Raw genomic sequence first — 24,661 nt, 5'->3', positions numbered from 1 at the left:
GTGTAACAAAATGACGTAAAAAGAAATGTTTTTTAATTCGTTTTACTGAAATATTTTATTTCTTTAACTTCAGCTCGGTGATTATTCAAATGAACCTCAACAATCGTAGCAGGATAAAAACTCGCCGGATTTCGACCGCACAATTCCTTCACAATATCCCCCACCAAAGGCAAATGAGAGATCAGCAGGAGATTGCGGTGCCCTTCTTTTTCCAACAAAGCCACATAAGAACTCACCAAGCCGGAATCACCATAAGGCGTAATACCTTCCCACACTTCCAATTTATCAGAAAGTTGTTGCTCAAAAACCTGATTAATTTCATCAAAGGTTTCTAAAGCACGGGTATAAGGGCTCACCAAGACTTTATCGAACTCAAGTGCGGTGGATTTTAGCCACATTCCTTGAAGTCGGGATTGCTCTCTGCCGTTAGCGTTAAGATGACGCGCTTTATCCGAGTTCGCCATCAATTCTGCTTCACCATGACGCATAATAAATAAATGCATTTATAACGACCTTAAAGATTAATTGGCCTTCACCGCTTCCGCGATTTCTTCTGCACATTGCTGAGCCAATGTGCCGTCTTCACATTCCACCATCACGCGAATTAACGGCTCAGTGCCTGATTTACGCAGTAAAATACGTCCTTTGCCGGCCAAGCGCTTTTCAACCTCGGCAGCCACCGCTTTCACGGCGTCGCTTTCTAATGGATTATTCCCCCCGGCAAAACGCACATTAATTAACACTTGTGGGAATAATTTAACTGCATCGGCTAATTCGTTCAGCGACAAATGATGTTTTACCATTGCTGTCAACACGGCTAAAGACGCAATAATGCCATCGCCGGTCGTATTGCGATCCGCAATAATAATATGCCCCGAGTTTTCACCGCCTAAGCCCCAACCGCGTTCTTGCATTTGTTCCAACACATAACGGTCGCCCACATTGGCACGCACAAACGGAATGGCTAATTGTTTTAAGGCAAGTTCAAGACTCATATTGCTCATTAGGGTGCCTACGACACCGCCTTGCAAACGCCCTTCGCGCAAGGCTTCACGGGCAATAATAAATAATATTTGGTCACCATCGACTTTATTACCGAGATGATCCACCATAATTAAACGGTCACCATCACCATCGTACGCCAAACCGACATCCGCTTTTACTTCTAACACTTTTTGTTGTAACGCTTTAATATCCGTTGCACCGCATTTTTCATTAATATTCATGCCATTCGGATGGGTGCCAATTTCAATAACTTCCGCGCCTAATTCACGCATAACATTCGGCGCAATATGGTAGGTTGCGCCATTGGCACAATCCACCACAATTTTATATCCCTCTAAACTCAAGTGAGCCGGAAACGTACTTTTACAGAATTCAATATAACGCCCTGCCGCATCTTTAATTCGGCTGGCACGCCCTAATTCGGCAGATTCGACACAGTCCATCGGTTGCTCCAACATGGCTTCGATAGCTTCCTCCACATCATCGGGTAATTTCGTTCCTTGTGTAGAAAAGAATTTAATCCCATTGTCATAATACGGATTATGGGAAGCGGAAATCACGATACCGGCTTCCGCGCGGAAAGTGCGGGTTAAATAAGCAATCGCTGGGGTTGGCATTGGGCCGGTAAATGCGGCAGATAAACCGGCTGCTGCCAAACCGGCTTCAAGGGCGGATTCAAGCATATAGCCCGAAATTCGGGTATCTTTACCAATCAGCACCACGCGAGACCCTTGTGTCGCTAACACTTTACCTGCAGCCCAACCGAGTTTTAAAACAAAATCAGGCGTAATCGGATGGTTACCTACTTTGCCACGCACCCCATCAGTCCCAAAATATTTACGTTCAGCCATGTTTCAATTCCTTCTTAATAAAAATGTCATTTATTATTTTATGCCGTCGTTCGTCTGACAGCACAATTACGCATTCTGTGTTGCAAGCCAAATTTTAAGGGCATCAGCAGTTTCAGCAACATCATGCACACGCAAAATGCTGGCGCCTTTCATCGCAGCAATTAATGCGGCAGCCACACTGCCCACGGTCCGTTGTTCTACAGGCTTATCCAATACGGCACCAATCATAGATTTACGGGAAATTCCCGCCAACACCGGATACCCTTGTTCACAGAAAACAGAAAATTGTTGTAACAAACAATAATTATGTTGCACGCTTTTGCCAAAACCAAAGCCCGGATCCCAAATCAGATTCTCTTTTTTGATTCCGGAAGCCAAACATTGTTCCGTTCTCTGCTGCATAAATTTTAAAATATCCGCCACCACATCATCGTAATGCGGATTGAGCTGCATTGTTCGCGGTTGCCCTTGCATATGCATAATGCACACCGGCAATGCCAAACGAGCAGCGGTTTGTAATGCATCCGGTTCTTGTAAAGCACGAATATCATTAATCAGATCCATGCCCACCTTAGCGGCCTCTTGCATCACCTGTGCTTTGGAACTATCTACCGAAATCCAGCAATCGAACCGTTTTCTCACCGCCTCAACTAAAGGAACAACCCTCTCAAGTTCCTCTTCTAACGTTACCTCTTCTGCCATCGGACGAGTTGACTCTCCCCCAATGTCAATAATCGATGCGCCTTGCTTCAACATCGTTTCTACTTGGAACAACGCCTTGTCTAATTGGAAAAATTTACCGCTATCAGAAAAAGAATCCGGGGTGAAATTGAGGATCCCCATAATTTTAGGGGTAGAAAGATCGAGTGTTTTATTATTTGCTGTTAATTTCATAGATTATTCGCTTACCGTTTAGGTAAAAAGTGCGGTGTATTATAAGAGAATTTCTATAGCCTGCCAAAAAGAAAGCATAAGAAAGGAGGTTATTTATCACGCTCTTCAGAAAATCCCCACAAGCTCATTTGCCCTGAATGATTTTCTTCCGGCAACATGACATGCAAGCCAATTAAACGAATACTTCTCCCCTGTCTCCGTTGCCAAATTTGACTTAGCAGCTGTTGAAAATTTTCTCTCGAAAAAACTACCGCACTTTTTTCTAGAGTCGTCACCTGAAAATCTTCAAACTTGAGTTTCACGCCGATTTTTCTCAACTGTGAAAAAGGAATACTAACAGCAGAACGTTGCACTCGTTTTACTAATTGAGCATATAACTCATCCAACACGGCAATGCCCTGTTCCAAGGCAGTAATATTCGTCAATAATGTCGTTTCAACACCAATGGATTTACGCTCTCGATGAGGCTGAATCATTCGCTCATCAATACCATGGCTGTATGACCAAATTTGTTGCCCCATCTTACCCAATGCGTTTAACAAGAGATGCCGATCAATTTTTTGTACATCTGCACAATATGCTAAGCCCATTTGCAGTAATTTTTCCGAGGTTACTTTGCCCACACCTGGAATTTTTTTAAGTGGCAAATGAGCAACAAACTCATCGACATCTTTCGGCTCAATCACAAATTGCCCGTTTGGTTTATTTTGATCAGATGCGATTTTGGCTAAAAATTTTAATGGTGCAACACCGGCAGAAGCGGTTAACCGAAGTTCATCCCAAATGGCTTGGCGAATATCTTGTGCGATCCAAGTTGCCGAACCGGCACATTTATCACAATCGGTTACATCTAAATAAGCCTCATCTAAAGAAAGCGGTTCAATGATTGTCGTATAACGCTGGAAAATTTGATGAATTTGACGGGAAACCTCGCGATATAGAGGCATGTTAACCGGCAGTAAAACCAAATGAGGGCACAATTTTAGCGCCTGTGCGGTTGGCATTGCACTGTGTAGCCCAAACTTTCGGGCAATATAATTACATGTTGTCAACACGCCTCGTTGCTCTGGCCTTCCACCAACAGCAACAGGCTTATCCGCCAATGTAGGATTTTCACGCATTTCAATGGAAGCGTAAAAACAGTCCATATCAATGTGAATAATTTTTCTAGGCTTGCGGGAAAGAGAATCAGGCATAAAAAAGTGCGGTTAAAAAACATGTTATTTTCTAACCGCACTTTAGCATAAATCACTGGATAAAAAAGCAGTATTTAATTTTTAACATTCATTTTTTGCCCATCCGCAAAAACAACATTTTCCGGTACGGCATAAATCATTAAGTTTTCTTGTACATTACTAAATAAAGAGCGATATTCATTCGGCACTTTATTAAATGGAATTCGCAAATTAATATCCGCCTTAGCTGCAGGCGCCATTGGTTGAGCAAAACTTAATGGCACGCTTTGTAAATGAACAATTTGTTTATCGTATGTATAGACACTTAGCCATTGAAGAAATCTTATTGGTTTATTGCTTTTATTCTCAACTGTAAATTTGACCAAGACATAAGCCTGATTATTGTCATCGACCGCAATCTCCCGCCCTTCAAAACCTACAACAACATAATTTTGAAAAACGCCCAAGGAAACACTTTGCGCATTTGAGTTTTTTTTATCAACTTGTTGCTCGAGCTGATTTTGTATCCCTTGAATATTTTTTTCTGCCGCAACAACCGTATTGCAGGAAAAGATGAACGATAAAAAAATGAAAACAAATAATTTCATTCAAATGACCTCTATCTAAATTAAGAAGTAATGGGTTAAAAGAATATACCGCGCGAAATAAAAAGTAAAAAGGATAGATGAATTTCTATCCTTTTTGATTATTTCAATTGTACAAGTTTATCTTCTACTTTTTGTCTTCATCTGCAATACAAGCGGCTGCAGTAAAAAGTACGTCAGTAGATGAGTTAAGTGCGGTTTCTGTAGAATCTTGTAAGATACCGATAATGAAACCAACCCCGATCATTTGTGCCGCAACATCATCAGAAATTCCAAATAGACTACATGCTAATGGAATTAACAATAATGAACCACCGGCAACTCCGGAAGCACCACAAGCACATAAACTGGCAACAAGACTTAACAAAATCGCGCTACCAAAAGAAACCTCAATACCTAACGTATTTACTGCCGCAAGCGTTAAAATAGTGATCGTAATCGCAGCACCAGCCATATTAATGGTTGCGCCCAACGGGATAGAAACAGAATACGTTTCTTCATCTAAATTCAGGCGTTTCGCAAGATTGATATTCACCGGAATATTCGCTGCAGAGCTACGGGTAAAGAATGCGGTTACGCCACTTTCACGTAAACAAGTCCAAACGAGTGGATACGGATTACGACGGATTTTCCAGAAAACTAAAACCGGATTCACAACAAAAGCTACAAACAACATGGAGCCGACTAACACGCTTAATAATTGAATATAGCCACCTAATGCCACCAAGCCTTTATCCGCTAATGTTTCAGAAACTAAACCGAATACACCGATTGGCGCAAATGAAATAACGACATAAACAATTTTGGAGACCGCTTCAGAAATATCAGAAATCACGGTTTTAGTTGCATCAGAAGCATGACGTAAGGCCAAACCTAAGCCGATAGACCAAGTTAATACGCCAATGAAATTTGCTTTAAATAATGCATTTAACGGGTTGTCCACCATATTGAAAATTAAATCCAACAATACGGTTCCAACACCTTTTGGTGCAGCGGAAATATCTTCTTTTACTGATAATGCAACTTCTGTTGGGAACAAGAATCCTGCAATAACAGCAACTAATGCTGCTAAGAAAGTACCGACCAAATACAACACAATGATGGATTTCATGCTAGTTTTGGAACCCACTTTCTTATTGGCAATTGCGGCCATAACCAAAACAAAGATCAATAATGGTGCAACAGCACGTAGTGAACGAACAAAAATTTGACCTAACACACCGACTTTTTCAGCCAAGTTAAAACCTAATGTCGGTTGTAACATAGGTGTAATGAGTGCGACCAAAATACCTAACACTAAACCAACAGCAATACGTTTGACCAAACTGCCTTGGAAGAAGAGTGAAATTAAACGAGACATATTCATAATAAGTTAACGAGAGTTATGCAATCACTTGCGGTTGATCTTAGAATCAAAACTGATTCCCCTAGGGCGATAAAGATAGCGGATTTTTTTGATAAAATAAATACGAACATTTAACTTTCATTAAGTTTATAGAAATTTTGATAAATTTCTTTAGATTAAATTTAATAAACCTAATACTTTTTTAGAAAACAATAATTCTTGCATTATCCTATCGAAAAAATAATTCAAAAATTTATTTTTCACCTGTTGACTTACTGGATATAAAAACAGTATATTTAACTGTATAAAAATACAGTTTATTTTACTGAGGAGCAGATATGAACTACCACCACAACGTTGTTGCACAAAACGATCACATGTTTTCTTATCAACCCATTCCTTTTTTTGAAGATATGAAACAAGAAAATCGTAGTTTCAATAAAAAACTTGATCTCAACTTGTACTGCATTAAACGTCCTCAACAAACATGTTTTATTCGAATGACAAATCCCAATATGCTCGCCTGGGGAATTGAAGAAGGTGATATGTTGGTCGTAGAAAATAATGAGGAATTATTTTTAGACGAATTGATCGTCCTTGAAGTAAACAATGAATTTCACGTATATGAGTTTATTGCACACAACAACGGGGAATTTATTTTCTTATCTTTGGACTCTAAAATGGAAAATATTAAAACGACCAATTGGCGAGAACTACCGATTGTAGGCACCGTAACCAATGTCATTCATCAACTACAACGTAAAAATACACTCGGGTTTGCCGCCTAATAAAAGAACTACCGGCATCTCAAATAAAAGAGCGGTCAAAAATGCTAACACTTTTGACCGCTCTTTTATGTTTCAGAAAAATAAACTTAAAGCACTCGACGAGATTGAGTATAAGTCCTTGCCCAGTAATCATCATTTAATGACTCAATAATGACACCACGACTTGTACTGGAATGCATAAATTTATCACCGCCAATATACACGCCAACATGCTTGTTTTTACGGAAGAAAACTAAATCACCAACTTTTAATTCACTTTTTTCAATTTTTGTGCCGACATAACGTTGTTCAGATGTAGAGCGAGGCAATGCTAAACCATAAGCTTTCAAGAAAGTCGTTTGCATAAAACCGGAACAATCAATGCCCCCTTTCGTCAGACCGCCTAAACGATAACGTGTACCTGCCCATTCTTGATATACGTTCGCAAGTTGTTTATCCATTACCTCAGAATATTGATGCGGTTTATTCGTTTTTAGTTGCGCATGAATTAATTGGTTTAACTGTTCTTGATCTTGTACTGAAGCAGCAACATTCTTTGTAGAATTTGAACATGCCGCCAAAACAAATAAAGGAACAATCATCAAAAATTTTTTAAACATAAACATTAAATTTTTTTATTTAAATAGAGATTCATTGACAAAATTTTTCCGCATCCTAGCGTAAAATGAAGAAAAAATCCAGAAAAAGCTCAGTTTAATTTCATAAAATTCATGTTTTATCGCATATATAGTGCATAAAAGGAATTTTATGCACTATATATTGAATATTGAAGAGACTAGTTAGAAGTGTCTAATTCAGGGAAGGATTTCACCAAATCATCAACTGCTTTCATTTGTGCAACGAAGGCTTCTAATTTATCTAACGGTAACGCTGACGGGCCATCACATTTTGCTTTGCTCGGTTCTGGGTGAGCTTCTAAGAATAGCCCCGCCAAACCGATAGCTAGACCGGCACGGGCAAGTTCGGTAACTTGCGCGCGACGCCCACCGGAGGCAGCGCCAAACGGGTCACGACATTGCAATGAATGGGTCACATCAAAAATCACCGGACAACCTTTAGAGACATTTTTCATCACGCTGAAACCCAACATATCAACAATTAAATTGTCATAGCCGAAATTCGTGCCACGATCACACAAAATCACTTTATCGTTGCCGCATTCAGCGATTTTTTCCACAATATTGCCCATTTGTCCCGGACTTAAAAATTGCGGTTTTTTCACATTAATGATTGCACCGGTGCGCGCCATCGCTTCGACTAAATCTGTTTGGCGAGCAAGAAATGCCGGTAACTGAATAATATCCGCCACCTCCGCAACCGGTTGGCATTGATAAATTTCATGTACATCCGTAATGATTTTTACACCGAATGTTTGCTTTAACTCAGCAAAAATTTTCAATCCCTGTTCCATGCCCGGGCCGCGATAAGAATGAATGGAAGAACGGTTTGCCTTATCAAAAGAGGCTTTAAACACATAAGGCACGCCCAATTTTTGCGTCACTTCCACATATTTTTCACACACTTGCATTGCCATATCGCGGCTTTCGAGCACATTCATGCCGCCAAATAAGACAAAGGGTTTATCGTTGGCAATTTGAATATCGCCTAATTGAATGCATTTATTTTGCATATGTCTTCCTTATTTATTTTCAATTTGAGCCCAACAACCTAAGGTTACGCGCTCATTATTTCCGTAATCCCGTAAAGTTTCAATCGATGTCCAAAAATTCTCTTGGAAAATCGACCGCACTTTTTCCCCTTGTTGCCAACCGTGTTCCACCAACAGATAACCGCCTGTCCGCATAAATTTCGGCGCATTGGCGATAATATGACGTAAGTCCGCATAGCCTTCTTCTTCCGCCACTAACGCTGACAAGGGCTCAAAGCGTACATCTCCTTGGGTTAAATGTTCATCCTTTGCATCAATATAAGGCGGATTACTCACAATCAAATCAAATGTGCCTGTCATCTTGTCAAACCAATGACTTTGTAAAAAACTGACGCCTAACTGATTTTTTTCCGCATTGGATGTCGCCAACGCCACCACATTCGGCATAACATCCACTCCAATAACTTCTAGCTGAATTTGCTGTTTTTGCGCAATAGGTTTTAATTCAGACGCTAACGCTAAGGCAATCGCACCCGTGCCGGTACCCAAATCTAAAATACGAAAACATTGGGAATTTTGACCGCACTTTTGTAACGCCTCTGCAGAAATCGCTACAGCTTTTTCCACCAAAATTTCGGTATCCGGACGCGGAATCAGCGTACCTGCCGACACATTCAACGGCAACGACCAAAACTCTTTTTCACCGAGAAGATAAGCGATGGGTTCACCTTGCAAACGACGGGATAAAAGTGCGGTCAGTTTTTCTTGTGTTTTTTCGTCCAACGCTGTCTCGCCAAAAGCCAAAATAAATGCGCGAGATTTTTGCGTCACAAATTGCAATAACACCTGTGCATCAGTTCTGCCATTTTCCGTAGGATTTGCCTGATTTAACGCTTGCGCGGCGTGTTGCAGCCATTGTTGATAATTCATTTTCGTCAAATAAAATGAACGAGCCGTTAAGCTCGTTCTCTCGTTAATTCTGTTCGGACAATGCCGCCAACTGATCCGCCTGATATTCGGTGATAATCGGCTGAATCAAGTCGTCAATTTTACCGTTCATCACTTCATCTAAGCGATAAATCGTCAAGTTAATGCGGTGATCAGTCACACGCCCTTGTGGGTAGTTGTAGGTACGAATCTTATCAGAACGGTCACCGGAACCCAAAAGGTTACGACGGGTATCCGCTTGCTCTTGCTCCAATTTTTCCTGTTCTTGTTGTACTAAACGGGAAGCCAGCACAGACAAGGCTTTGGCTTTATTTTTATGTTGTGAACGCTCATCCTGACACTCCACCACCATGCCGGTTGGAATATGCGTAATACGCACGGCGGAATCGGTTTTATTGATGTGCTGACCACCCGCACCGGAAGCACGATAGGTGTCAATACGCAAATCTGACGGGTTAATTTCCGGCATTTCAGATTCCGGTAATTCCGGCATCACTGCAACAGTACACGCAGAGGTATGAATACGCCCTTGTGACTCAGTTTTTGGTACACGTTGTACACGGTGACCGCCTGATTCAAATTTTAATTGACCATAGGCACCATCGCCGCTGACAAGAGCAATAATTTCTTTAAATCCGCCCTGCTCGCTTTCGTTTTCGCTCAGCACTTCAATGCGCCAGCGTTTGGTTTCCGCATAACGGCTATACATACGGAAAAGATCGCCGGCGAAAATCCCAGCTTCATCACCACCAGTACCGGCACGGATTTCAAGGTAGCAGTTATATTCGTCGTTCGGATCTTTCGGTAATAAGAGAATTTGTAAATGCTGCTCAACTTGTTCCAGTTCGGCTTTGGATTCTTCAATCTCCATTTGTGCCATTTCTTTCATTTCCGGATCGTCAAGCAGGAGCTGCGCTTCTTCTAAATTGGCATTGAGCTGATTCCAACGGCTAAAACTTTTCACCACGTCTTCAAGTTGCGAATATTCTTTGGAATAGGCTCTGAATTTATCTTGATCACTAATGACAGAAGCATCGCCTAACAACGCTTCAAGCTCTTCATAACGTTCTTTTAAGCTATCTAATTTATTGATAATAGAGGGTTTCATTCTTTAACCTTCGAAGGAAAATGGAAAGGGAAATAAAAAAATCGGGGCATTCTAGCACAGAATAGAAATGTTATTGAAGTTTAGGCAATAAAAAAGGCTTTCGAGCTATCTCAAAAGCCTTTCTCATCTTATTTAAATTAAAGTGCGGAAACATTCAAACGTGAACCGCCAACAATACGCACTCGCGCACCTGGCACTAAATTTGCTTCGGCTTTTTGCACCACAACGATTTCTTTGCCGTCATCTTTGCGAATAACCATTTCAATGGCGCTAACTTGGCTCGCTTTTTCTTCAACCTTACTACCGACAACTGCACCGGCAACCGCACCAACCGCAGTTGCTAGGGCTCTGCCTGTGCCACCACCAATCGTGGAACCGGCAATACCGCCAATCGCGCCACCACCGATCGTGCCGACCACACCTTGATTGTCTGATTGAATTTTCACTGGGCGAGTGGAAACGATTGTGCCGTAACTAATCGAGCGGGCTTCTTTCGCTTGAGCGCCAGAATAGACGTTACCGCCATAAATATCTTCATTGGCACACCCAACAAGAGTTAAGCTCATTAAAATAGCTAATGCGATCTTTTTCATAAAAGCTCCTTAAACACGAAATTAACCTTTTATTTTGCTTATTTATTCTTTGATAAATAAACGATAAATCTGATTTTATTGAACCGCTTTATATCATCAAACCGCGCTTACAATTTGCTTGATGCTGTATGGGTGGAACTTGATACAAGTAGGATTCTGCATTTTATCCACAAAACTTACTGCAACAGACAAATTGAGCAGTGTTTCACCACATCCTTTCGGTTCGCTCGTTTTGACTTTAAAACGTTCGGGTTGGTTCCGCAAGAATGTATTTTTTATTCTTGCTAACCATTCAGCTGCGGTTTCATTGGGTAAAAATGGAACAACCACCTCAATATGCTCCCAAGTTTCCTGCGGATAATGTTTATCTTTTGGGAAAGGTAATTCCACCACATCAACCTCTTGTTGCGCCAAACGCAAAGGCTCATGTAACTGAATCAAATAAATCACTCTACCGTTAATCAGGTTATCGCTCAACACCGAACCATACTCTAACAATAGCGTCAGCCAAGCCTTCGCCGTTTGCTCGGTATTCACCCGCAAAGAAAGGTGATCAATTTCATATTGGTTTAAATCTAAATTGATCTGTTGTGCCAATGCCTGAATTTTTTGCTCAAAATCCTGAAAGTCGGCAAAAAGTGCGGTCTGTTTTTCAAATATTTTATGGGGAAAGCGAAATGACATAATTTTCCTTTTTGGCTTTTCTGAAAGGTGAAAGAACGGTATTATATCTAGCTATTTTTTATCAGCCCAAACTTATTTCAAAAAATTAAGGTTCAGCCGTGAATATTCAATCTATTTTATCCGAAAAAATCAAACAGGCGATGATTGCAGCCGGTGCCGACGCACAATGTGAAGCCCTCGTTCGCCAATCGGGCAAAGTGCAGTTTGGTGATTATCAAGCTAACGGCATCATGCCGGCCGCCAAGAAATTGGGATTAAACCCACGTGAATTTGCTCAAAGCGTATTAGACAAAGCCGAATTACAAGACATTGCAGAAAAAACGGAAATTGCCGGCCCGGGATTTATTAACATTTTTCTAAAAGATACTTGGCTTGCAGACAACATCAGCCGCGCTGTACAAGATCCGAAATTAGGTGTACACAATCCGGAAAAACAAACCGTGGTTGTGGACTATTCCTCCCCGAACGTTGCCAAAGAAATGCACGTGGGACATTTACGCTCCACCATTATTGGCGATGCCGTTGTACGCACACTTGAATTTTTAGGTAACAACGTCATCCGCGCCAACCATGTAGGCGACTGGGGTACTCAATTCGGTATGCTGATTGCCTATTTGGAAAAAATGGAAAACGAACATGCCAGCGAAATGGAATTGAGCGATTTAGAAGCCTTTTATCGCGCAGCAAAAAAACATTATGACGAAGATCCGGTCTTTGCCGAAAAAGCCCGTAACTATGTTGTAAAACTGCAAAGTGGTGATGAGTATTGCCGCACTATGTGGCAAAAACTGGTGAAAATCACTATGCAACAAAACCAACACAACTACGATCGTCTCAATGTGACCTTAACAGACAAAGATGTGATGGGTGAAAGTTTGTATAACCCAATGTTGCCGGGCATTGTTGAAGATCTGAAAAAACAAGGTTTGGCCGTAGAAGATGACGGCGCATTAGTGGTTTATTTGGATGAATTCAAAAATAAAGACGGCGATCCAATGGGTGTTATTGTGCAGAAAAAAGACGGCGGTTTCCTTTACACCACCACCGACATCGCGGCTGCCAAATATCGTTATGAAACCTTAAAAGCCAATCGTGCGTTAGTCTTCTCCGACACTCGCCAAAGCCAACATATGCAACAAGCTTGGCTCATCACCCGTAAAGCGGGCTATGTGCCGGACAGTTTCCAGCTAGAACACAAAAATTTCGGCATGATGTTAGGCAAAGATGGAAAACCATTCAAAACCCGTAGTGGTGACACCGTAAAACTGGCCGATTTATTAGACGAAGCCATTGAACGTGCGGGCGTATTAATTTCACAAAAATCCACCGCACTTTCTGAACAAGAAAAAGCGGATGTCATTGAAGCTGTTGGTATCGGTTCGGTGAAATATGCGGACTTATCGAAAAACCGCACCACGGATTATGTGTTCGACTGGGACAATATGTTGAGCTTTGAAGGCAACACAGCGCCTTATATGCAATATGCCTACACCCGCATTCGTTCGATTTTCAATCGTAGCCAAATAGCCCTAAGCGAAGTGGAACAAGCCACATTAAGCATTACTGATGAAAAAGAACGTGCTTTGGCAATCAAATTATTGCAATTTGAAGAGGCAGTTCAAGTGGTTGGAAAAGAAGGTACACCGCATGTACTTTGCGCTTATTTATACGAATTGGCCGGCGTATTCTCTTCCTTCTACGAGCATTGCCCGATTCTGAATAATGACGATCATCAAGTGAAACTCAGTCGCTTAAAACTGGCGTTGTTAACAGAAAGAACGCTAAAACAAGGATTGGATTTACTCGGCATTAAAACCGTTGAGAAAATGTAATCTCATTAATAAATCACATCCCGCTTTTTATGGCGGGATTTTTTTATGCTTAAAATCATGCCATCAAGAATGAAAAAAATCGGGTAAAAAAAAGTGCCTCACAGGAGGCACTACTCGGAAAGCAAAATATGTTTGGCTATTTGTATAGCACTTATTTTTGTTGGGGCTAAGGATAGCAACATGACATTATAAAGCAAACGGTTATTTGTAATTTTGTGAACTCACTCACGGTTTTACATCAATTTATTCTCTGATAAGAAAGGCGCTATAAACAGAAAGTGCGGTCGACATTCAAAACGTTTTGTAAATCGACCGCACTTTATATGCACAATATTATCGAGGGATATTGATATAAACTACTGTCCCATTGACATCACCATTAAGAACAACATTGAAGCCACCTGTTCTTCCGGAATCACGTTTCCGTTTAATTTAAGCTCACCTTTTTCCAGCACAAGATCGAGTTTAACGGATTTTCCGTCCTCAACCAGAATACCTTGCTGCACACCATTTTTAACGCCTAAATTAACTTGTTCTGTTGCCACTTTAGTTGCCTGTTCTTTATCATCAAGTCGGTCTAACTGCAATACCGTCGCAGCTTCCTCAATTAACGCTTCTTTATTGGCATCCATTTTGAAAATAAAGTGGTTAAACAAACGGAAAATCTTTCCTTGGCCGATAGCATTTTCAAAATCAGCGCTTGCCATAGAAATATCTAAATTGGAAGCTAATTTACCGGCTTTATTGCTAAGTGTCGGATTTAAGATAAACTGCGGTTGAGTATCAATAAATTTTTTCGTGATCTGCACTTCCTCATCGGTAAGCTCATCATGCTGTTGTTTCGCGGATTCGTTATAAACCTGAATTAACTGGTTAAAGGTTTCACCGTCAACGTGGTTTAACGCCATATCAATGGTTAAATCTCCTAAATCAAAATCACGGACAGAAATTCCGTTAAATACAATTTTTGCCCCGGAATCTAAGATGTTATCTTTTCTTACCGTATCAAAATCGACTTTCCAATTTTTAAATTCAACGTGATTGTTTTTTCCTTCAGAATCTATTGCATTGAACTTCACCGCACCGCCTGACAAAGATTGTTTGCCGGTGGAAAGATACGTCCATTCGGGAATGCGTTGATACTCAGCATCAATTTTCAAATCGTTGAATTCAACAGAAGCATTTTTATCCGGCTCACTATATTGAAGTTTATTCAGCGCAAAATCTAATTTATTCACACCATCGCGCTTGAAGCCCAGTTTCATATCCAAGCCATTCACAGCCAATGTTCCTTCTTCCATCACAGCTTCAAAAGGCACAAGATCCACATGAGAAGATCCGCTTTGGTTATAATCGACAAAGGTAGTCACCGTAATCGGTGTTTTACCTTTTGTTGCTTCAAACCAAGGGGCTGTTGTTTCATTTTTAGTGATCAAATCCACACTGGAAAACAGACTTGGCATGAAATTAAAATGACTTAGCTGATTTAACGGCAACGGGCCATGGTATAACGTCCCCTCAAATGGCAACGTCCACGTTTTGCTCGGATTTTCAAGCTCAGCCACTAAAATGTCATATTTAGTTTTAGAACTAAATAAACCACGCTCGAAAGACACATGATCAAAGCGAATATCCAAACCGAGAGAATCAGCTGATTGGCTAAGATCTTTATTCACGAGATTGACTTGATGGACAAATTCTTCTTCTGCCACTTTTCCCGTGTACCATGCACCACCAACCCAGGCGGCACCTAATGCAGCAATAACACCTAACGTTAACGTTGATTTTTTCATACCTCTGTCCTTAATAAATAAAAAGTGAAATAGCTCGGCTAATCTAGCACAAATTTGATTTTTTAGAAAAAAGATCACTAAATTTTTCTCTTCCTCTTGAATCTCTTACTTTTATCCTCATTTTACAAAACGAATCAGGATTGAACCGCAAATGTGCCGTTCTAGCAACAAGCCTTTGGGTAAAGCTAGCACTGAAAATCCATCTGATTTTCGAACCGCACTTTTCATGCATTGAAAAAATTTTTAAATAAATGCCTTGAAATGCAAAATTCAATCCACATCTTACAATCCGTAAACCATTACACCGAATTTAAAATTTTACGAGGAGAAAACAAATGGGAAAAATTATTGGTATTGACTTAGGTACAACAAACTCTTGTGTTGCTGTGATGGATGGCGATAAACCACGTGTGATTGAAAACGCAGAAGGCGATCGCACCACGCCGTCAATCATTGCTTATACAAATGATAACGAAATTTTAGTCGGTCAACCGGCAAAACGCCAAGCGGTGACCAACCCAAAAAACACCTTATTCGCAATCAAACGTTTAATCGGCCGTCGTTTTGAAGATGCTGAAGTAAAACGTGATATCGACATCATGCCATTTACTATTACAAAAGCCGATAATGGCGATGCATGGGTTGAAGTGAAAGGCGACAAATTAGCACCTCCGCAAATTTCTGCCGAAGTGTTGAAAAAAATGAAAAAAACCGCCGAAGATTTCTTGGGCGAACCGGTTACTGAAGCGGTTATTACCGTGCCTGCCTACTTTAACGATGCGCAACGTCAAGCAACCAAAGATGCAGGTCGTATCGCAGGCCTAGAAGTTAAACGTATCATCAACGAGCCTACTGCAGCCGCACTAGCTTACGGCTTAGATAAAGGTCAAGGTAACAAAACTATCGCGGTTTACGACTTAGGGGGCGGTACATTCGACTTATCTATCATCGAAATTGATGAAGTGGGTGGCGAAAAAACCTTTGAAGTATTGGCAACCAACGGTGATACTCACTTAGGGGGTGAAGACTTCGATAACCGTGTGATCAACTATTTAGTCGATGAATTCCAAAAAGAACAAGGCATTGACTTACGCAAAGATCCGCTTGCAATGCAACGTTTAAAAGAAGCCGGTGAAAAAGCAAAAATTGAGCTTTCTTCCGCACAACAAACCGATGTAAATCTTCCTTACATCACGGCGGACGCAACCGGTCCTAAACACTTAAACATCAAGTTGACTCGTGCGAAATTAGAATCCTTAGTGGAAGATTTAGTGGCGAAATCCCTTGAGCCGGTAAAAGTTGCATTAAACGATGCCGGATTAACAGCGTCTCAAATTGATGATGTTATTCTCGTGGGCGGTCAAACCCGTATGCCACTTGTTCAACAAAAAGTGGAAGAATTCTTCGGCAAAGCACCACGTAAAGACGTGAACCCGGATGAAGCTGTTGCAATTGGTGCAGCGGTACAAGGCGGTGTGTTAGCTGGTGATGTAAAAGACGTATTGTTGTTAGACGTTACCCCATTATCATTAGGTATCGAAACCATGGGTGGTGTGATGACCACTTTAATTGAGAAAAACACGACGATTCCAACCAAAAAATCGCAAGTGTTCTCAACGGCGGAAGATAACCAAAGTGCGGTAACCATTCATGTGTTACAAGGTGAACGTAAACAGGCTTCTGCCAATAAATCTTTAGGTCAATTCAACCTTGAAGGCATCAACCCTGCTCCGCGTGGTATGCCACAAATTGAAGTAACCTTCGACATCGATGCAGACGGTATCATCCACGTTTCTGCGAAAGACAAAGGCACAGGTAAAGAACAACAAATCACCATTAAAGCATCTTCCGGTTTAAGTGATGAAGAAATTCAACAAATGGTACGCGATGCCGAAGCGAACGCGGAGTCTGACCGTAAATTTGAAGAATTAGTACAAGCTCGCAACCAAGCAGATCACCTTGTACACAGCACCCGCAAACAATTAAGTGAAGCCGGTGACAATGTACCTGCTGCAGATCGTGCCGCTATTGAAAGCGCATTAAGCGACTTAGAAGCAGCAGTGAAAGGCGAAGACAAAGCAGTGATTGAAGCCAAACTTCAAGCCCTTGCCGAAGTTGCACAAAAACTTGCACAAACAGCACAACCGCAAGGTGAGCCACAACAAGCGCAAAGCAACGGCAAACCAAACGATGATGTTGTGGATGCTGAGTTTGAAGAAGTGAAAGATAATAAGTAGTTTCACTCTCACTAAAATAAAAGGGCGTAGCAATACGCCCTTTTGGTGCATTCATCAACCACAATTTTTTCTGACTTTATTTAAAAAAGTGAAGTCAGAAAAAATAAACCAGGAGAACAAATGGCGCTAAAACTCTACCCAATCGTACAACAACGCTTAAATAACAACATAGCAAATAAGATCATCCCAACCCTTTGGCAAAATAATTTCGATAAACTGCCACAAGGTCACTATTGTTATGGCATTTATTTTAATTATGCTGCGAATTACCAAGCAGACTATGATTTTGCGATTGCAAGTGAAGCCGTATTAGAGACAGATATCCCGGCGATTGAAATTGAAGATTTGAGTTTCTACGAAGTTTTTCGTTGCCAAGCAGATGAAATTTATCAAACATGGCAACTGATCTGGAAAAAAGAACAACAAGGCTTACTTAAGCGGGCTTATTCTGTGGATTTTGAAAAATACCACTCTGATGGTTTAGTAGAAATTTATATCGCCGTTGAACCACATTGTTAAGCTCAAAGTGTGTAAAATTTTATAAAAAATGACCGCACTTTTCCCCTCAAAATAAACACAACCCAAGGAAAAATAATGGAATTTGCAACAAAATGTCTCCATGCCGGCTATAGCCCTAAAAATGGTGAGCCGCGTGTTCAACCCATCGTACAAAGTACGACTTACACTTACGACTCTGCGGAAGAAATCGGTAAATTATTTGATTTGCAAGCGGCTGGCTATTTCTATACTCGCCTGGCAAATCCAACCACGAATGCTGCAGAAGAAAAAATTACCGCACTTGAAGGTGGTGTGGCGACAATGTGTACCGCCTCAGGGCAATCGGCGGTGTTTTATGCCATGTTGAATATTTTAGAAGCCGGTGATCACTTTATTTCTTCCTCTTGTGTCTATGGCGGCACCTACAATTTATTTGCACACACGTTCAAAAAAATGGGGATTGAAGTCAGTTTTGTGGATCAAGATTTGCCGCTCGAAGAACTCAAAAAGGCTATTCGTCCAAATACCAAAGCTGTTTTTGCCGAAACCATTGCAAACCCGGCGTTACGAGTGCTAGATATTGAAAAATTTGCTGCCTTAGCCCAAGCTGCGCAGGCACCGTTACTAATCGACAACACCTTTGCCACTCCTTATTTTTGCCGCCCAATCGAATTTGGCGCAAACGTGGTTATTCATAGCACATCTAAATATTTAGATGGCCATGCCATTGCACTTGGCGGATCTATTACGGATGGTGGCAACTTTAATTGGAATAACGGCAAATATCCGCAATTAAGCACACCGGACCAAACGTATCACGGTTTAGTCTATACGGAAACATTTGGCCCTGCCGCTTATATTGTTAAAGCGCGCGTGCAATTAATGCGTGATTTAGGCGCAACACCGGCACCGCAAAACAGTTTCTTATTGAATGTCGGCATGGAAACCCTTGCATTGCGTATGCAACGTCATTATGAAAATGCACAAACGGTGGCTGAGTTTTTGGAGAAACACCCACAAGTAGCAAAAGTAAGCTATCCGGGGTTAATCAGTTCCACGGATTACGCGCTCAAACAAAAATACCTACCAAACGGTTTGTGTGGTGTCATTTCTTTTGAAATCAAGGGGGGCAAAGACGCTGCGGCAAAATGGCTAAATGCCTTACAAATGACCTCGCGTGAAGTGCATGTGGCGGATATTCGTACTTGTGCGTTACATCCTGCGACCTCAACGCATCGCCAATTAAGTGAAATCGAATTAGAAAAAGCAGGCATTTCCGCAGGATTAATTCGCCTTTCTTGTGGTATTGAAAGTGTTCAAGATATTTTGGCTGACTTAGAACAAGCCTTCAATGCAGCAAAATGATGGTATTCAAGGCAGACAATCGGCCTGCCTCTTTGAACAACGACAAAATCATATCGTAACAGAAATATAGACGGCTCACTTTAGTTTGTTGGCTTTCGTTTGACTGTAACAAACGAAAATAAGCCGAACCATGCCTTAATAAATTCATGTGTTGGCTCTTGATATTTCTGCCTTTTGGTATCATTTTGTCTTTAGCGATATTGTTCATGTAATACAATAGACAATCATAAAAGTAGCATTTGATATTTTAAACGGAAAATTGAAACATTATGGCAAAACAAGACTACTACGAACTTCTCGGCATTTCTAAATCCGCCGATGAAAAGGAAATTAAGAGAGCCTATAAAAAGCTTGCTATGCAATATCATCCGGACAGAACTCAAGGTGATAAAGCGAAAGAAGAAAAATTTAAAGAAATCCAAGAAGCCTATGAAGTACTGAGCGATAAGCAAAAACGGACCAACTATGATCAATACGGACATGCCGCATTTGAACAAGGTTTTGGTGCCGGCGGTGGTGGTTTTGGCGGTGCAGATTTCGGCGATATTTTTGGCGATATGTTCGGGGATATCTTCGGTGGCGGCGGACGTGGTCGCCAACGTGTTGTGCGTGGTGATGATTTACGCTATGACCTAGAAATCACCCTTGAAGAAGCCGTCAAAGGCACGACAAAAGACATTAAAATTCATACGCTTGCCCCTTGCGAAACTTGTCATGGCTCTGGCGCTGAAGCCGGTTCAAAAGTGGAAACCTGTCCACATTGTCACGGTGCTGGCCGCTTACGCCGCCAACAAGGTTTCTTTATGACGGAACAACCTTGTCATTTCTGTCATGGGACCGGTAAGAAAATTGAGAAACCGTGTAAAACTTGCCACGGTGACGGCAGAGTGAATAAACCGAAAAACCTTTCCGTAAAAATCCCGGCCGGCGTAGATACAGGAAATCAATTGCGCTTATCAGGCGAAGGCGCAGCAGGTGAAAATGGGGCACCGGCAGGCGATTTATATGTTGTAATCCATGTGAAAGAGCATCACATTTTTGAGCGTGATGGCAGCAACCTTTATTGTGAAGTGCCGATTAGCTTCACTATGGCTGCTCTTGGGGGTGAAATTGAAGTACCAACATTGGATGGACGCGTTAAATTAAAAATCCCGGAAGAGACCCAAACCGGCAAATTATTCCGTATGCGTGGCAAAGGCGTTACCTCACGTGGCGGTTATGCCGGTGATTTAATCTGTCGAATTGTGGTAGAAACACCGGTGAAACTCAACGAAGAACAAAAAGCATTGCTAAGGAAGCTTGAAGAAAGCTTGGAAGGGCAAACGAAACAGCGTCCTAAATCTTCTAGCTTTTTAGATGGTGTAAAACGTTTCTTTGATGATCTAACAAAGTAAAGTTAACCTAATCCAAAACAAAACCAAAGTGCGGTAGAAATACTCAAAATTTCTACCGCACTTTTTTACGTATAAAACTTAGGTATAAAAAAAGACCGACATAATGTCGGTCTTTTCAATGAGTATTAACTCAAATTAGAAGTGTACGCGTAAACCTGCACCGAAGATATTTTCGTTAGTACGTAGACCTTCGTTATCTTTAACAGTTTCACGAGTATATTGTACATAAGGCACTACATATTTGTTGAATTTGTAGTCAACCACTGCAATATATTGATTTTTCACAGTTTTCGCTTTATCTTGTGCTGAAACTGCGTTTTCATCATATTTAGTACCTAAACGTTGCCATTGTAAACCAACAGTTGATGGAATACCGGTAAGACCATTTAAGTCATATTTAGATTCTAAGAAGATAAATTTAGTTCTGTTTTGGCTTTCAGCAGATCTGTATTTCTCTACACCTTGACCATATGCCGCACCGAAGTAGAAATCGTTAAGTTGATAGTGAGTCGCTAACAACCAGTTATGATTTTTTTGGTTAGTTTCAGTACTTCCTGCTGTATCAAATTGATCAACTGTGTAACCCGCTGCAACATCAACTTTGTGGTTTTCAGCGAAATCGTAGTTATAGAATGCGCTTACGCCGTAACCACTTTTATAACCTGCAACGTCTTTTTTAGCATGACCGAATAAGTAGTCAGCACCAAAGCTGAAACCTGCGAAGTCAGCAGAACGGAATTTGATAGATTTATCAGCATCGGTAGTTAAAAGGTTGTAGTTACCAGAGCGGTAGTATAAGCTGTCGCCTAACACATCATCGGAAGTAGTCGCTTGACGACCAAAGCTTAATTTACCTACGTTTTCAAAACCGAAACCAACAAATAATTTTTTTGTTGTGATATTACCAAAACCAGTGGTAGAACTTGGTTGGTTAGATTTTTGGTCACCGTTGAAACGAGTTTCATAGCCAACAAATGCAGATAAACCGTTGTCTAACGCGTGAGATGCATTTACTTTAATACGTGAACCATCGTTGATTAAATCACCACGTTGGTTTTCACCTGCTTTACCTAAGAAGATACGGAAAGAACCGCCAAGGTCAACTTTAGTACCATCTTGGTTATAAACTGTTGCTGCACTTGAAGTGCCTGCCGCTGCTAAAGCAGCGATTGCTAATGCGATTACTGTCTTTTTCATAATCATCATTCCTTTTTCAGAACTTACTTGTTATTAAGGTAAATTTGAACTTTTCAAATTGCGAATAGTCCAAGCTACTTCTTTTGAAGCGACTAAATGTTGCCAAAGAAAAACCAGACCGTCAATAAAAAGTTCCTTTTTTTCTACCTATTTTCTGATACAGATCACATTTTCCTACGTCAATTTAGGAAAAAACGTTCTCAAATTGCATTTAATCGTCTAAACCCGGCATTTAAATCTTCAATTAAATCATCAACATCTTCCAAACCAACGTGAATACGAATCAGCGTTCCCTCTAATTTACGTGAAATATTCGGGCGAATTTTGGCTATTTCTTCCGGCTGATTACAAAGAATAAGCGATTCAAAGCCGCCCCAAGAATACGCCATCGTAAATAATTCAAAATGATCCATAAATGCTTCTAACTGTTGTTGAGTAAGCTTTTGTTTTAATTCAAATGAAAATAGACCACTTGCTCCAAGAAAATCTTGTTGGAAAAATACATGCCCTGGGCAGCTTGGCAATGCCGGATGATATACGGCTTTGACTTCAGGTTGTTGTGCCAACCATTGTGCCACTTTAATGCTATTTTCCTCATGTTGTTTTAATCGAATACCCAACGTGCGTAAACCACGAGCTGTCGTATAAGCGCTATCGGCATCCACCATTTGTCCCATTAAATAGGAATGCTCACGCAATTTATCCCAACAACGAGCATTAGACACGGCGGTACCGATCATCACGTCAGAATGTCCCACTAAATATTTCGTCCCCGCTTGGATGGAAATATCAATATCATGTTCTAAAGCTTTAAAAAGAACGCCACCGCCCCACGTGTTATCAATCATAATCACGATTTCCGGATTTACTTTTCGCACCGCTTTCACAATGGCTGGAATATCAGGCACTTCCATGGTTAACGAACTCGGCGATTCAAGAAATAAGACTTTACTATTCGGTTGAACTAAGCGGGCTATATCCTCGCCAATCATCGGATCATAATATGTGGTTGCTATCCCCATTTTTTGCAAAATGATATTGCAAAAATCTTGTGTAGGCTCATAAGCCGCACCGGTCATTAAGATATGATCACCGGTTTGTACAAAGGACAGAATGCTGTTTGTCACAGCGGCAGCACCACAAGGATACAAATAGCAACCTGCACCACCTTCTAATTCACACATTGCATCTTGCAAAGCAAAATGTGTTAGTGTGCCGCGTCTGCCATAAAAGAGTTCACCTTTTGCTCTATTCATTGTGGCGTGTTTTTTATCGGCTAAACAATCAAAAACCAAAGAAGAAGCACGTTGCACCACTGGATTAACGGCGCCTTGGGTATAACGTTTTTTTCTGCCCGCATGAACTAACGCGGTTGCAAGAGATTTTTCTGACATGATGACATCCTATAAAATAATAAAAAAATCGAGTAAAAGTGCGGTCGTTTTTGCCGTTAAAAATATTAACGCCAAATTCTTATCATCACTAGAGTTTCTTTTTAAATCAAATTTCTAAATTGGCATTTTAAAAGGGAAGAATCTGATTTAGAATAAGCACACTATTCACCTCTAGCAAAATGAATCATGAAACTTAATATTCCCATTTTTCTTACGATTTTTCGCGTTATTTTGATTCCTTTCTTTGTTATTACCTTTTATTTACCTTTCGATTGGGCGCCTTTCTTAACTACTCTACTTTTCTTCATTGCCGGTGTCACCGATTGGCTTGATGGCTATTTAGCAAGAAAATGGAAACAAACCACCCGATTCGGAGCCTTTTTGGATCCTGTCGCGGATAAAATTATGGTGGTCGCGGGTTTGGTCTTAGTGGTGGAATATAACCATACTTTTTGGATTACGATTCCCGCAATCGTGGTCATTTCAAGAGAAATTATTATTTCTGCTTTACGTGAATGGATGGCTGAATTAGGTAGCCGCAGTAAAGTCGCAGTATCTTGGTTAGGCAAAGTAAAAACAACCTCCCAAATGCTTGCGTTAGGTGGATTGTTATGGCGTTATAATACCGCAATGGAAATCATTGCCATAGTTCTGCTTTATGTTGCTGCCATTTTAACAATTTGGTCTATGTTGCAATATCTGAATGCGGCTAAAGACAGTCTATTAGAAGACTTGCGCAAATAAAAGTGCGGTCGTTTTTGAAGGTATTTTTATTTCGTGTATTTTCCAAAGTTGAATTTTTTTTAAGCAGTTAAATAATTTTTTTTAAATTTCTGTTTGACTCACAATCATAAATAAGTAAAATGCACTCCGTTGTTTAGCACTGCTAAATAATGATGCGGGAATAGCTCAGTTGGTAGAGCACGACCTTGCCAAGGTCGGGGTCGCGAGTTCGAGCCTCGTTTCCCGCTCCAAGCCCGAGTGGTGGAATCGGTAGACACAAGGGATTTAAAATCCCTCGCCTTTCGAGGCGTGCCAGTTCAAGTCTGGCCTCGGGCACCATTTAATACACTCCTTAGTTTATTAAATTCCCCTTTTAAATCATATCGTTGGGTCGTTAGCTCAGTCGGTAGAGCAGCGGACTTTTAATCCGTTGGTCGAAGGTTCGAATCCTTCACGACCCACCAAATATAAATTCCCAATTATTCGATATATTCTTTCTCTTAATCTTTATTTTCTCTTTAATGAATAAAATAAGGCGTTACCCTTATTTATTAAATGCGTCTCCCTCTCCTTATAACAATTATCGAAAATAGCCTTAACAGTTTTAGCTCCACTTGAAAAAC

22 protein-coding genes and 3 tRNA genes are annotated in these 24,661 nt (G+C 40.8%); 10 read left to right on the top strand and 15 right to left on the bottom strand.

The window, feature by feature from the left end:
• Nucleotides 1-32: 32 nt before the first annotated feature.
• From sixA to sstT, 6 genes are all read right to left on the bottom strand, one after another.
• A complete protein-coding gene (sixA, locus tag DQN58_RS06260; RefSeq protein ID WP_006717831.1) occupies nucleotides 33-503 on the bottom strand; it encodes a phosphohistidine phosphatase SixA in 471 nt (156 codons plus the stop codon).
• A gap of 18 nt (nucleotides 504-521) precedes the next feature.
• Nucleotides 522-1,856 carry a phosphoglucosamine mutase gene (gene glmM / locus DQN58_RS06255; RefSeq protein WP_006717828.1) on the bottom strand — a complete coding sequence of 445 codons (1,335 nt, stop codon included), beginning with the start codon at nucleotides 1,854-1,856 and terminating at the stop codon, nucleotides 522-524.
• 66 nt (nucleotides 1,857-1,922) lie between these two features.
• Nucleotides 1,923-2,750 carry a dihydropteroate synthase gene (gene folP / locus DQN58_RS06250; protein ID WP_006717826.1) on the bottom strand — a complete coding sequence of 276 codons (828 nt, stop codon included), beginning with the start codon at nucleotides 2,748-2,750 and terminating at the stop codon, nucleotides 1,923-1,925.
• Between the two features lie 89 nt (nucleotides 2,751-2,839).
• Nucleotides 2,840-3,946, bottom strand: a complete 1,107-nt coding sequence (gene dinB, locus DQN58_RS06245) for a DNA polymerase IV (RefSeq protein WP_006717824.1) — start codon at nucleotides 3,944-3,946, stop codon at nucleotides 2,840-2,842.
• Nucleotides 3,947-4,020: 74 nt separating this feature from the next.
• Nucleotides 4,021-4,533 (bottom strand): hypothetical protein, encoded by a 513-nt coding sequence (locus tag DQN58_RS06240; RefSeq protein WP_006717823.1) that lies wholly within the window; start codon nucleotides 4,531-4,533, stop codon nucleotides 4,021-4,023.
• Between the two features lie 124 nt (nucleotides 4,534-4,657).
• Nucleotides 4,658-5,896: a serine/threonine transporter SstT gene (gene sstT, locus DQN58_RS06235; protein WP_006717820.1), complete on the bottom strand. Its 1,239-nt coding sequence runs from the start codon at nucleotides 5,894-5,896 to the stop codon at nucleotides 4,658-4,660.
• 317 nt (nucleotides 5,897-6,213) lie between these two features.
• On the opposite strand from sstT, the gene DQN58_RS06230 reads away from it, so the two are divergent.
• The gene (locus tag DQN58_RS06230; protein ID WP_006717818.1) at nucleotides 6,214-6,663 is read left to right on the top strand and encodes a LexA family protein; all 450 of its coding nucleotides are present in this window, start codon (nucleotides 6,214-6,216) and stop codon (nucleotides 6,661-6,663) included.
• Nucleotides 6,664-6,749: 86 nt separating this feature from the next.
• Here DQN58_RS06230 and DQN58_RS06225 read toward each other — a convergent pair whose 3' ends face one another.
• The 6 genes from DQN58_RS06225 to DQN58_RS06200 form a co-directional block, all read right to left on the bottom strand.
• Nucleotides 6,750-7,262, bottom strand: a complete 513-nt coding sequence (locus tag DQN58_RS06225; protein WP_032998117.1) for an NlpC/P60 family protein — start codon at nucleotides 7,260-7,262, stop codon at nucleotides 6,750-6,752.
• Between the two features lie 176 nt (nucleotides 7,263-7,438).
• A complete protein-coding gene (kdsA, locus tag DQN58_RS06220) occupies nucleotides 7,439-8,293 on the bottom strand; it encodes a 3-deoxy-8-phosphooctulonate synthase (RefSeq protein ID WP_006717813.1) in 855 nt (284 codons plus the stop codon).
• Between the two features lie 9 nt (nucleotides 8,294-8,302).
• Nucleotides 8,303-9,202: a peptide chain release factor N(5)-glutamine methyltransferase gene (prmC, locus tag DQN58_RS06215; RefSeq protein ID WP_006717810.1), complete on the bottom strand. Its 900-nt coding sequence runs from the start codon at nucleotides 9,200-9,202 to the stop codon at nucleotides 8,303-8,305.
• Between the two features lie 43 nt (nucleotides 9,203-9,245).
• The gene (gene prfA / locus DQN58_RS06210; RefSeq protein WP_006717808.1) at nucleotides 9,246-10,328 is read right to left on the bottom strand and encodes a peptide chain release factor 1; all 1,083 of its coding nucleotides are present in this window, start codon (nucleotides 10,326-10,328) and stop codon (nucleotides 9,246-9,248) included.
• A 137-nt stretch (nucleotides 10,329-10,465) separates the two neighbouring features.
• On the bottom strand, nucleotides 10,466-10,921 hold the full coding sequence (locus DQN58_RS06205) for an outer membrane lipoprotein (RefSeq protein WP_006717807.1): 456 nt from the start codon (nucleotides 10,919-10,921) through the stop codon (nucleotides 10,466-10,468).
• Between the two features lie 96 nt (nucleotides 10,922-11,017).
• Nucleotides 11,018-11,605: a VOC family protein gene (locus DQN58_RS06200; protein WP_006717805.1), complete on the bottom strand. Its 588-nt coding sequence runs from the start codon at nucleotides 11,603-11,605 to the stop codon at nucleotides 11,018-11,020.
• 98 nt (nucleotides 11,606-11,703) lie between these two features.
• On the opposite strand from DQN58_RS06200, the gene argS reads away from it, so the two are divergent.
• Nucleotides 11,704-13,437, top strand: coding sequence for an arginine--tRNA ligase (gene argS, locus DQN58_RS06195; protein WP_006717803.1), 1,734 nt, complete (start codon nucleotides 11,704-11,706; stop codon nucleotides 13,435-13,437).
• Between the two features lie 356 nt (nucleotides 13,438-13,793).
• Here the strand turns inward: argS and DQN58_RS06190 are convergent, their stop codons facing one another.
• Nucleotides 13,794-15,230: a YdgA family protein gene (locus DQN58_RS06190; RefSeq protein WP_032997841.1), complete on the bottom strand. Its 1,437-nt coding sequence runs from the start codon at nucleotides 15,228-15,230 to the stop codon at nucleotides 13,794-13,796.
• A gap of 335 nt (nucleotides 15,231-15,565) precedes the next feature.
• On the opposite strand from DQN58_RS06190, the gene dnaK reads away from it, so the two are divergent.
• From dnaK to dnaJ, 4 genes are all read left to right on the top strand, one after another.
• Complete coding sequence (gene dnaK, locus DQN58_RS06185) at nucleotides 15,566-17,467, top strand: molecular chaperone DnaK (protein WP_006717799.1); 1,902 nt, start codon at nucleotides 15,566-15,568, stop codon at nucleotides 17,465-17,467.
• Between the two features lie 120 nt (nucleotides 17,468-17,587).
• On the top strand, nucleotides 17,588-17,986 hold the full coding sequence (locus tag DQN58_RS06180) for a GyrI-like domain-containing protein (protein WP_006717797.1): 399 nt from the start codon (nucleotides 17,588-17,590) through the stop codon (nucleotides 17,984-17,986).
• A gap of 75 nt (nucleotides 17,987-18,061) precedes the next feature.
• Nucleotides 18,062-19,330, top strand: coding sequence for an O-acetylhomoserine aminocarboxypropyltransferase/cysteine synthase family protein (locus DQN58_RS06175; protein WP_006717792.1), 1,269 nt, complete (start codon nucleotides 18,062-18,064; stop codon nucleotides 19,328-19,330).
• A 269-nt stretch (nucleotides 19,331-19,599) separates the two neighbouring features.
• On the top strand, nucleotides 19,600-20,724 hold the full coding sequence (dnaJ, locus tag DQN58_RS06170; protein WP_006717790.1) for a molecular chaperone DnaJ: 1,125 nt from the start codon (nucleotides 19,600-19,602) through the stop codon (nucleotides 20,722-20,724).
• Nucleotides 20,725-20,859: 135 nt separating this feature from the next.
• Here dnaJ and DQN58_RS06165 read toward each other — a convergent pair whose 3' ends face one another.
• A complete protein-coding gene (locus DQN58_RS06165; RefSeq protein WP_032997840.1) occupies nucleotides 20,860-21,921 on the bottom strand; it encodes a porin in 1,062 nt (353 codons plus the stop codon).
• Between the two features lie 200 nt (nucleotides 21,922-22,121).
• Nucleotides 22,122-23,315 carry a cystathionine beta-lyase gene (metC, locus tag DQN58_RS06160; RefSeq protein ID WP_006717786.1) on the bottom strand — a complete coding sequence of 398 codons (1,194 nt, stop codon included), beginning with the start codon at nucleotides 23,313-23,315 and terminating at the stop codon, nucleotides 22,122-22,124.
• A 186-nt stretch (nucleotides 23,316-23,501) separates the two neighbouring features.
• Between metC and pgsA the strand changes: the two genes are divergently transcribed.
• The 4 genes from pgsA to DQN58_RS06140 all read left to right on the top strand — a co-directional run bounded on the left by pgsA (nucleotide 23,502) and on the right by DQN58_RS06140 (nucleotide 24,502).
• Nucleotides 23,502-24,059 carry a CDP-diacylglycerol--glycerol-3-phosphate 3-phosphatidyltransferase gene (gene pgsA, locus DQN58_RS06155; protein WP_006717782.1) on the top strand — a complete coding sequence of 186 codons (558 nt, stop codon included), beginning with the start codon at nucleotides 23,502-23,504 and terminating at the stop codon, nucleotides 24,057-24,059.
• A gap of 154 nt (nucleotides 24,060-24,213) precedes the next feature.
• Nucleotides 24,214-24,289 (top strand) — tRNA-Gly (locus DQN58_RS06150).
• Nucleotide 24,290: 1 nt separating this feature from the next.
• Nucleotides 24,291-24,377, top strand: a tRNA-Leu gene (locus DQN58_RS06145).
• A gap of 49 nt (nucleotides 24,378-24,426) precedes the next feature.
• Nucleotides 24,427-24,502: transfer RNA gene (locus DQN58_RS06140), tRNA-Lys, on the top strand.
• Nucleotides 24,503-24,661 lie beyond the last annotated feature (159 nt).

It is taken from the genome of Aggregatibacter segnis ATCC 33393 (genome assembly GCF_900476035.1).
GTDB classification, from domain to species: Bacteria; Pseudomonadota; Gammaproteobacteria; order Enterobacterales; family Pasteurellaceae; genus Aggregatibacter; species Aggregatibacter segnis.
Note: the sequence above shows the minus strand (reverse complement) of the source record. Positions and strands in the feature narration are given on the sequence as shown.